At 72.1% G+C, this 10134-nt stretch carries 8 protein-coding genes and 1 pseudogene; 3 read left to right on the forward strand and 6 right to left on the reverse strand.

From position 1 onward, the window contains the following. Positions 1-227: 227 nt before the first annotated feature. Both E2651_RS15710 and E2651_RS15715 read left to right on the forward strand, forming a co-directional pair. Entirely contained in the window at positions 228-1625 is a 1398-nt protein-coding gene (locus tag E2651_RS15710) for a hypothetical protein (protein ID WP_245238863.1), read from the forward strand. Continuing rightward, complete coding sequence (locus E2651_RS15715; RefSeq protein WP_135331756.1) at positions 1618-3588, forward strand: glycogen debranching N-terminal domain-containing protein; 1971 nt, start codon at positions 1618-1620, stop codon at positions 3586-3588. Before E2651_RS15710 ends, E2651_RS15715 begins: the two co-directional genes overlap by 8 nt. Here the strand turns inward: E2651_RS15715 and E2651_RS15720 are convergent. From E2651_RS15720 to E2651_RS15745, 6 genes are all read right to left on the reverse strand, one after another. Further along, on the reverse strand, positions 3566-4816 hold the full coding sequence (locus E2651_RS15720) for an MFS transporter (protein WP_245238859.1): 1251 nt from the start codon (positions 4814-4816) through the stop codon (positions 3566-3568). The two genes, E2651_RS15715 and E2651_RS15720, sit on opposite strands and share 23 nt — an antisense overlap. Before the next feature lie 190 nt (positions 4817-5006). Beyond that, positions 5007-6212: an FAD/NAD(P)-binding oxidoreductase gene (locus tag E2651_RS15725; protein ID WP_245238861.1), complete on the reverse strand. Its 1206-nt coding sequence runs from the start codon at positions 6210-6212 to the stop codon at positions 5007-5009. A gap of 6 nt (positions 6213-6218) precedes the next feature. Beyond that, the gene (locus E2651_RS15730) at positions 6219-6407 is read right to left on the reverse strand and encodes a ferredoxin (protein ID WP_135331764.1); all 189 of its coding nucleotides are present in this window, start codon (positions 6405-6407) and stop codon (positions 6219-6221) included. A gap of 30 nt (positions 6408-6437) precedes the next feature. Next, positions 6438-7319, reverse strand: a complete 882-nt coding sequence (locus E2651_RS15735) for a fumarylacetoacetate hydrolase family protein (protein WP_135331758.1) — start codon at positions 7317-7319, stop codon at positions 6438-6440. Beyond that, positions 7316-8233, reverse strand: a complete 918-nt coding sequence (locus E2651_RS15740; protein ID WP_135331759.1) for a catechol 1,2-dioxygenase — start codon at positions 8231-8233, stop codon at positions 7316-7318. The genes E2651_RS15735 and E2651_RS15740 overlap by 4 nt, the downstream gene beginning before the upstream one ends. Then, entirely contained in the window at positions 8226-9800 is a 1575-nt protein-coding gene (locus E2651_RS15745) for an aldehyde dehydrogenase (RefSeq protein ID WP_135331760.1), read from the reverse strand. The genes E2651_RS15740 and E2651_RS15745 overlap by 8 nt, the downstream gene beginning before the upstream one ends. A gap of 212 nt (positions 9801-10012) precedes the next feature. On the opposite strand from E2651_RS15745, the pseudogene E2651_RS45275 reads away from it, so the two are divergent. Continuing rightward, positions 10013-10134 (forward strand): annotated as a pseudogene (locus E2651_RS45275) (dTDP-4-dehydrorhamnose 3,5-epimerase); the annotation flags it as partial.

The raw sequence follows: 10134 nt of genomic DNA on the forward strand, positions 1-10134 counted from the left end.
CCGCACGATCCACACGATCCACACGATCCTCGCGAACCGATCTGTCCGGCATCCACTCTCCCCTTCTCCCCTTGCGCTCATCAACTCCACGTTACATATTGAGTTTTGCGTGTTAAGTAGACGTAACCCTATGGTGGATAACACCAAACTGACAGGGCGTCGAGCCCCTCGGGGAGATCCGCGTGGACCGCACGAACGTGAGCCGCACGACCGTGAGCCGCACGAACGTGGGCCGCACAGCCCAGCTGGCAGCCCGACCCGTCACGCCGCCGTCGCTGCGCGCACGTGCCGCCGATGTCCTGTGGGCCAACTGGACGGGGACGTCGACCGTCCCCTCCCGTGACCTGTATCCGCACCAGTGGTCCTGGGACTCCGCGTTCATCGCCATCGGGCTTCGCCATCTCTCCCCCTTACGCGCCCAGTTGGAGCTGGAGACGCTGCTGAGCGCCCAGTGGGGCGACGGCCGCGTCCCGCACATCGTGTTCAACCCCGCCGTCCCCCTGGACGCCTACTTTCCCAGCCCCGACTTCTGGCGCTCCACGACCGCAGGCCGCACGGCCGGGGCACCCGGTGCCGTGCACACCTCCGGCATCGTGCAGCCGCCGGTGCACGCCCTCTCCGCCTGGCTGGTGCACCGGGCCGACCCGGGGCTCTCCCGGGCCCGTTCCTTCCTGGCCCGCGTGCGCCCGCGCCTCGCCGCCTGGCACGGCTATCTGCTGGGCCGCAGGGACGTGGGCGGCGCGGGGCTCGCCTCGGTGGTCCACCCCTGGGAGCAGGGCATGGACAACAGCCCTTGCTGGGACGCCGCGTTGAGCCGGGTGAAACCGGCGGACCCGGCCGCCTACCGGCGCGCGGACCTGGACCACGGGGCCGCGGAGGACCGGCCGACCGATCTCGACTACGGCAGATATGTGCGCCTGGCCGCCGACTACCGCGATGGCCGGTACGCGGACGGGGCGGGCGAGTTCGCCGTCGAGGACCCGTCGTTCAACGCGCTGCTCATCGCCTCCGAGTACGCGTTGGCGCGCATCGAGGCCGAGTTGGACCTGCCGGACGCGGCTGCCGAGCGGGCGGCCCGTGCGGACACGCTGACCGGGGTCCTCGTGGAGCGGCTCTGGGACGCGGCGAGGGGCATGTTCTTCTGCCGCGACCAGCTCTCCGGGGAGCTGGTGCCGGAGCGCGGCGTCGGCGGTCTGGTCCCGCTGATCCTGCCCGCGCTGCCGCCGTCCGTGGCCGCCGCGCTCGTCCGCACCGCGCACGGACCGCACTTCGGCCTCGGCGGCGCGGCCCGCCTCGCGCCGAGCTACGACCTCACCGGGAGCGCCTTCGACCCCCGTCGGTACTGGCGCGGGCCCGCGTGGTTCAACACCAACTGGCTGCTGGAGCGCGGACTTCGGCTGCACGGCGAGCGGGCGCGGGCGGACCGTCTGCGGCGCGCGCTGCTCGATGTGGCCGGGGAGTCCGGGTTCGCGGAGTACGTGGACCCGTACACGGGGCGGGGCTGCGGCGCGCGCGGCTTCGGCTGGAGCGCCGCGCTCGCCCTGGACCTGCTGCTCGACGATCCCGCCGGGCGCGACGAGGGAGGGCTTCGAGGATGGACGAGGGAGGGGTTCGGGGATGACTGAGGGACATCAACTGCTCGTGCGGGGCGGTACGTTCGCCACCATCGGCGCGAGCGGAGACATCAGCGGGGTGCGGGGCAGCGGCACCGCTCCGGACGGGCTCTTCGTCCGTGACGCCCGGCACCTGAGCCGCTGGCAGCTCACGGTCGACGGGGCCGTACCGGAAATCCTCACGCCGGTGTCGCGGGCCGACGCCGAGGCGGGCGCCGCACGGTGCGTCCTGGTGCCGCGCGGCGGACGGCAGGAGCCGCCCGCGTACACCGTCTTCCGTGAACAGGCCGTCACGGACGGCACGTTCGTCGAGCTGCTTCGGGTCACCAGCAATCGCGGGGTGCCGACGACCGTGCAGGTCGCGCTGACCGTCGACGCCGACTTCACCGACCAGTTCGAGCTGCGGGCCGACCACCGTACGTACGAGAAGACGGGCGCCGTCAGGTCGCGGCGGGTCATCGGCGGCGACGACGAAGAGCCCATCCTGGGCATCGAGTTCGGGTACCGGCGGCGCGAGTGGCGCTCCTGTACGACCGTGACCGCCGAGCCCGCGCCGGACGCCGTCGAGGAGACCGGGACCGGTGCGCGGCGCCTCGTCTGGTCCCTCGACCTCGACGCACACGGCACCGCAGAGGTGGCACTGCGTGCCGCGGCGCATCCGCACGGCGCACCGGAACCACAGGTCCCGGACGCGCCATCGGACGCCGTACGCCAACTCGCGGCCGCCGAAGAGGACTTCGCCTCCGGTGTGACGCTCCCCGGCGCCTGGCCCGAGCTGGCGGCCGCGTGCCGCCGTGGCCTCGCCGACCTCGCCGCGCTCCAGCTCCCCGCGTCGGGACCGGACGGCGAGGCCCTGCGCGTCCCTGCGGCGGGCGTCCCCTGGTTCCTCACGCTCCTCGGCCGCGACGCCCTCCTGACCTCCCTCTTCGCCCTCCCCTATCTGCCGCGCCTGGCCGCCGCGACACTGCCCGCGCTCGCCGCGACGCAGGCGACGGAGGCCACCGAGGGCTCGGTCGCGCAGCCCGGCAAGATCGTGCACGAGGTGCGGCACGGGGAGCTCGCCCACTTCGGGCAGGTTCCGTACGGGCGCTACTACGGCTCGGTCGACGCGACCCCGCTCTTCCTCGTGCTGCTCGGCGCGTACACGGAACAGTCCGGCGACACCGCCCTGGCCCGCCGCCTGGAGCCGCACGCGCGGGCCGCCGTCGGCTGGATCCTGGACCACGGCGGGCTCACCTCGCGCGGCTATCTCGTCTACCGCGCGGACAAGGGCGGCCTGGCCAACCAGAACTGGAAGGACTCCCCCGGCGCGATCTGTTCGGCGGACGGCAGCCGCGCCACGGGCCCGGTGATGGCGGCGGGCGCACAGGGATACGCGTACGACGCGCTCGGCCGCACCGCCTGGCTGGCCCGCACCGTCTGGGTCGACAAGGTGTACGCCGACCTCCTCACCCAGGCGGCCGCCGACCTGCGGGACCGCTTCCAGCGGGACTTCTGGATGCCGGGCCAGGGCTTCCCCGCGCTCGCCCTGGACGGCGACGGCAACCAGGTCGACGCGCTCGCGTCGGACGCGGGCCATCTGCTCTGGTCCGGCCTCCTGGACAAGGAGTACGGAGAGGCGGTCGGGCGCCGCCTCCTCGAACCGGACTTCTTCTCGGGCTGGGGCGTACGGACCCTCGCCGCGGGCCAGGCGGCGTACCACCCGCTGTCCTACCACCGGGGTTCGGTCTGGCCGCACGACAACGCGCTGATCGCCCTCGGCCTCGCGCGCTACGGCCTGCACGACGAGGCGCGCACGGTGGCCCGCGGCCTGGTGACGGCGGCGTCGACGGGCGGCGACCGGCTCCCGGAGGTCCTGGCGGGGTACGGCCGCGAGGCGTATCCGGGCCCGGTGCCGTACCCGCACGCCTGCGTACGGGAGTCCCGTTCGGCGGCGGCACCGCTGGCCCTGCTCACGGCGGTGGGAGGGGCGTAGCGGCCACCGGAAGCTCCTTGCCGAGGCGGGCCAGCGGGGAGAGGGCCATGTAGAGCGGGGACAGCGCGAGGCCGAAGGCGGTCACCAGGAGGCCGGTGCGCAGTCCCCACTGTGCGGCGAGCAGGCCGCCGAGCAGCGAGCCGAGCGGCGTCAGGCCCATCCCGACGAAGTTGATCGTCGCGACGACACGGCCCTGCATCCGGACGGGCGTGACGGCCTGCCGCACGGCCATGACGGTGACGTTGACGAGCTGGCTGAAGGTGCCGAAGACGAAGTTGACCGCCATGAGCGCGACGAGGGTGCCGGAGCCGGAGCCGTGCAGTGCCGGTACGCAGAGCAGCACCCCGTCGGCCGCCACCGCCGAGGACACGAGCACCACGCCGTGGCCGAACCTTCCCGGCAGCCGTGCGGCGAGGAGCGAGCCGGCGACGGCTCCCGGCCCTGTCGCCGCCAGTGCGAGACCCACCTCGGCGCCCGACAGATGCAGTCCGCGCGGCAGGAAGAGCAGATACACGGTCATCACGGCGGCGAAGGAGAACTGGAAGAGCGCGGAGGCGATGCCCACCGCCCGCAACGAGCCGTCCCCGATGACGAGTTGCAGCCCTTCGCGGATCTGCCGCCGGACGGGAGGAGGCCGCAGGCCACTCCGGTCCGGCATCGACTCATCGCGGCGGATCCGCCGGATCGAGCAGAAGGACAGCAGGAAGAAGAGCGCGCCTGCCACCGCTGCGGCCGGCGCCGAAAGAAGCGTCACCAGCGCACCGCCGAGCGCGGGACCGCCGATCCGCGCGGCGGATCTGCTGCCTTCAAGGGCGCTGTTGCCGGCCACCAGTTGATCGCGTCGTACGAGCCGTACGAGAGAGGCCTGGTAGGCCACGTCGAAGAACACGCTGAGCGCGCCGACGGCGAAGGCGACGACGAGCAGCGCCGGAACGCCGAGTACGCCAAGGAGGTACGCGGCGGGAAGCGCGGCCAGGGCGACGGCGCGGGCGAGGTCGGCGGACACCATCACCGTGCGGGCCCGTCTGCGGTCCACCCATGCGCCCGCGAAGAGCGAGAGCAGCAGGATCGGCGCCTGTTCCACGGCGCGCAGGACGCCGAGCTGTCCCGGGCCCGCGTCCAGGGCGAGCACGGCGATGAGCGGCAGGATCACCTGGCCCGACTGTTCGCCGAGCTGGGATGCGGTCTGGCCCGCCCAGAGCCGGCGGAAATCACGGTCACGCCACACGAAAGCCCCTGGAGATGCTGAAGACGGTGCGCGGGAAGGCTCGCCGTGCCGCAGCTCAAGGGCAGCACGCGATGACAGGTCGTTCGTGACCTACGAAGTCAGCGCGCGCTCGGGTGACCGGGCATCTCAGCTCCTGGGAGGGTCGGTTGCCGGGCCAGGCTAGCCGCACGGCGACCGGCCCGGCAGCGAATTACGCGGCGGCCTCCGGCTCGGGCAGCGCCATCAGCTCGCGACGGTAACTCCCCGCGAGTGCCGCCGCCTTGGGGCCGCCGAGTGCGGCGACGCCGATCAGACGGTCGTCCCGGTAGTAGCCGTAGAGGACATCACTGTCGTACGACTCCAGGTCCCCCTGGAGGAGTTGGCAACGGTCGGCGAGGCCCGGCTGGCCGAAGGACTGGATCCGCATGGCGAACTGGTCGCTCCAGAAGGATGGCAGCGGCGCGAACGGTCCCAGGCCGTGTTCGGAGCCGGTGAGGCCGGCGACCAGGGCGCGGGCCGCGTGTTTCGCGGCGTCGGAGGGGATCGACCAGTGCTCGACGCGCCGCGCGACCGGCCCGTACCGGGGGTTGGGGAAGCGCGCCACGTCCCCGACCGCCACCGCGTGCGGGAGGCCGCCGATGCGCAGGTGTTCGTCGCAGAGGATGCCGTCGGTGAGGTCGATTCCCTCGGTGGCGCTCAGCCACTCCGCGTTGGGCAGTGATCCGACGGCCTCGACCAGGACATCGGCCGCGCAGGTCGTCCCGTCGTCCAACACCACGTGGCCATCGGCGAGTTCGGCTACCAGGCGGCCCATGCGGAAGCGCACCCCGTGTGCCTCGTGCCGACGCCGCAGTACGCGTGCCAGGCCCTCGCCGAGCGCCAGGAGCATCGGCTCGGCCTCCGGTGCGACGACCGTCACCTCACACCCGGCCTTGCGGGCGGTGGCCGCCACCTCGCAGCCGATGAAACCGGAGCCGATCACCAACACCCTTGTGCCCAGGTCGAGTTCGGTACGCAGTGCTGCCGAGTCCTCCAGGGTGCGCACGACGTGCCGGGGCGGGCCTCCGGTCAGTGGGAGCCTGCGTGGCCGCACCCCCGTGGCGGCCACCAGACCCTCGTACGCGTGCGTCGAACCGTCGGCCAGGGCGAGCGTGCGCGCGGCCAGATCGGCGGAGAGCACCGCCGTGCCGAGCCGCCACTCGACGTCCTGGACGCTGGGTCGGTGGCGCAGCGCCGTAACGGTGGCGGGCGCGTCGCCCGCCAGGACCTCCTTGGACAACGGAGGCCTGTTGTACGGGAGATGGGGCTCGGCCCCGTACACGGTGATCGCCCCCTGCCAGCCCGCCGCGCGCAGTTGTTCCGCCGCGCGCAGACCACCGAGCGACGCGCCGACGACGGCGATTCCCGCCGGGGCCACGGCGGGTCAGCCCTCGACCCGGATGGCCTGCAGCGGGCAGACGTCGGCGGCGTCCTCGGCGTCGGCGCGCAGCGACTCGTCGGGCGCCTCGACGTACGCGAGATGGCCGTCCTCGTCGAGCGTGAAGACTTCGGGCGCGGCGAAGACGCACTGCCCGTGGTCCTGGCAGATGTTCAGGTCGACGGTGATCTTCAGCATTTCAACTCCCTTCGGAATAGGGGTGGTTCAGCGGCGCGGCGCGCGGACCCCACGGAACTCCCAGTCGCCGCCGAAGGCCGTCGAGACGACCTCCTCGGATTCGGTGGGCTGGGCGCCGACGTCGGAGCGGATCGCCGTCGGCCCGGTGACGATGTGGTTCGTGAGCCGGCCGAGGCCTTCGGCCTCCACCTCGACGACGTCGCCCGGCGCGACAGGGCGGGAGTTGGCGGGGGTGCCGGACAGGAGCACGTCGCCGGGCTCCAACGTGATCGTGCGGGCGATGTCGGCGACGAGATAGTGCATGTCCCACTCCATCTCGTCCGTCGAACCGTCCTGCACGAGCCGCCCGTTGACATACGTCCGCAGGTATTTGCCGTGGAAGTCCCAGCCGGTGACGAGTCCCGGGCCGAGCGGGCAGAGCGTGTCGGAGCCCTTGACCCGGAGCATCGAACCGGCGTCGGTGTCGCGGAAGTCGTGCAGGCCGTAGTCGTTGGCGACGGTGTATCCGGCGATGTACGCGCCCGCGTCGGCGGGGGCGATGTTGCGGCACGTCCGGCCGATGACGATGGCGATCTCGCCCTCGTAGTTGAGGTACTTGCAGCCGTCGGGGCGGACCACCGCACCGCCGTGGGCGTTGAGGGCGGAGACGGGCTTGTGGAAGAAGGTGGGCGCGGGCGGCAGCCTGGTGCCGAACTCGGCCACTCTGCTGCGGTGGTTGAGGTGCACGGCGATGACCTTGGAGGGGCGTACGGGTGGGAGGTGGCTCGCCTCGGCCGCCTTGACGCGGCGGCCGTCGGCGGCGACCAGTTCATCGCCGTCGCGCATGACCTGGACGGCGGCTCCGTCGAGGAGGATTCTGCGGTACTCGGTGGTGATGGTCGTGGTGGTGGCGTTGTTGTTGTCCGTCATGCGGTGACCTCGGCCTCCGTGTCGGGGACGGCGGTCCAGCCCCCGGCGGGGCGGTCGAACCACAGGTGCATCTGTCCGGTGCCGACCGAGTTCTCGTACGCGCTGTAGGCGCGCCCGGCCGCAGAGCACTGCTCTTCTCCGAGAGCACCGATCATCATCAGGTAGTGGCCGAAGCGTGCCTCAGGCTTGTGGGTGAGGAACTCCGGCATGGTGCGCAGGACTTGTGCGTGGTCGCCGCGCTCGAGCCACTCGATGCGCAGCTCGTCGGCGGCCCGCGCCTCGGGCGTACGGATGTGGGTGACCTCGCTCGACTCGTGGGCGCGCAGCTGTCGCAGTGGCCAGAAGGTGTGCGAGAGGGCGCCGGAGGCGATGAGGAGCACCTTGCGGTCGGGCAGCGCGGCGATCCCGTCGGCGAGCGCGCGGCCAAGGCGCAGGTGGTCCTCGGTGTCTCCGGTCTGACAGACCCCGATCGAGACCCATTTCTTGGCGGGGAGGCCTTCGCCCAGGTACTTCCAGAGATTGATGGTGGCGTAGTACACGGGCAGGAACGGGTCGTCGATCGGGGTGATCCAGGTGCCGTGCCGCTCGGCGAACTCGGCGACGGAGTGGGCGAGTTCGGGGTCTCCGGGATAGTCGTACGGCATACGGCTCATGCCGCGCGGCAGTTCCTCGGAGGTGTAGAGCCCGGCGCGCCGGTCCTGCGCCGAGACGACGAACTCGACGGTGGTCGCCCAGTGCGAGTCGAGCACGACGACGGTGTCGTACGCGAGCGTCTCGAAGACCTCGTCGCGCAGCCTCCGCAGGCCGGGGACGAGGCTGATCTCGCGGCCTTCGTTGAGCTCCTTGCGGGTCTCTTCGGGGAGCACGATGGTCGGCACGTGGGCGAGCAGGCCCGCCCCGACGATCTCACCCATGGCGGGCCCACCCCTTCGGCGCGGTGACGGTGTTCTTGAGGTCGCAGTAGAAGTCGAACGACCAGTCGCCGCCCTCGCGCCCGATGCCGGACTGGCGGGAGCCGCCGAAGGGGGCGGAGAGGTCGCGTACGAAGAAGCAATTGACCCAGACCGTTCCGGCGACGAGCCGTGCGGTGACCCGGTCGGCGCGGTCGCGGTCGCCGGTGGCGAGGGTGGCGGCGAGACCGAAGCGGGTGCCGTTGGCGAGGCGCACGGCCGTGTCCTCGTCGCCGTCGGGGAAGGTCTGGAGGGTGAGGACGGGCCCGAAGACCTCCTCCTGGACGATCTCGGAGTCCTGGGCGACGTCGGTGAGGAGGGTGGGGAGGTAGTAGTTCCCGCCGAGGCGCGCGGACAGGTCGACGTTGGGGCCGCCGCCTACGACGGCCTTGGCGCCCGCGTCCAGGGCGCGCCGCACGAATCCGTCGACGCGCTCGATGTGCCGGGGGTCGATGCTGGGTCCGAGATCAGTGCTCTCGTCGCGCGGATCTCCCTGGGTCAACTTCGTTACCCGGTCAAGAAAGAGACCGAGGAACGCATCGCGTACGGATTCCTCGACCAGGATGCGTGTGGCGGCCAGGCAGACCTGTCCCGCGTTGTCGTACTGCTCGACGGCGAGATCGGCGGCCAGCTCCAGATCGGCGTCGGCGAAGACGAGCAGCGGCGACTTGCCGCCGAGCTCGAAGCCGCACGGCACCAGGTGCGCGGCGGCCGTCTCGGCGATGCGCCGCGCGGTGGGCACGGACCCGGTGAAGCTGATCCGGCGCACGTCGGGGTCGGCGACGAGGGGCTCGCCCACCTCCGCCCCGTACCCCTGCACGACATTGAAGACCCCGGCCGGAATGCCCGCCTCGTGCGCGATGTCCGCGAAGAGCGATGCGGTCAGCGGCGTCCACTCGGCGGGCTTGAGCACGACGGTGGACCCCGCCGCGAGCGCCGGCGCGATCTTCCAACTGGCCAGCATCAGCGGGGCGTTCCACGGCGTGATGAGGACGGCGGGGCCCGCCGGATCCCAGGTGACGTGGTTGGTGTGCCCCCGGGTGTCGAAGTCGTCGTGGGCGAGGGCGAGGAGGCGGTCGGCGAAGTAGCGCAGGTTGTGGGCGACGCGGGGCATGACGCCGCGGCGGTGGGAGCGCAGCAGGGCGCCGTTGTCGGCGGTCTCGACGATCGCGAGGTCCTCGACGCGGGCCTCGACTCCGTCGGCGACGGCGTGCAGGAGCCGGGCCCGCTCGGCGGGCGGGGTGGCGGACCAGCCGGGAAAGGCGGCGTGGGCGGCGGCCACGGCGGCCCGCGCCTCGGCGGCGCCGCCCCGGGCGATCTCGGCGAGCGGCGATCCGTCGATCGGCGAGCGGTCGGTGAAGGTGCCGGCGGAGGTTCCGGCGGAGGTGCCGGCGGAGGCGACGCGTTCGCCGCCGATCCAGTGCCGGGTGTCGACGGGGACGCCGGCGACGGTCGCCAGAGGTGTGGCGGTCGCGGTGTACCGGGCGCGCGGGGTATCGGATGTCGCCGGTCCGGGAGCGGGGGGAGCCATGGCATCCTCCAGTTCGCCAGTTCGTTTGAACCCAAACAACATTATGGGCGCGGGGCCGACGGGGTCAACCCCTCGATGGATACGCCGCGTTGAACTATCGTTTGAGACCAAACAAATCCCTCACCATTCCCCATCACTCCCCACCGCTCCCCGGGAGACCCCCATGCCCGACGACGCCCTCTCCACCAGCAGCCACCAGGACTGGATGCGGCGAGCCGACGCCGTACGCCGACGAACGCGGCTTCTTCTGCCGCACCTTCGACGCCGACGTGGTCCGCTCGGTGGGCCTCGACCCGGACGCCTTCATCCAGGACAGCGTGTCCCTGTCTCTTAT

The sequence above is a fragment of the Streptomyces sp. MZ04 genome (assembly GCF_004684775.1).
Lineage (GTDB): Bacteria > Actinomycetota > Actinomycetes > Streptomycetales > Streptomycetaceae > Streptomyces.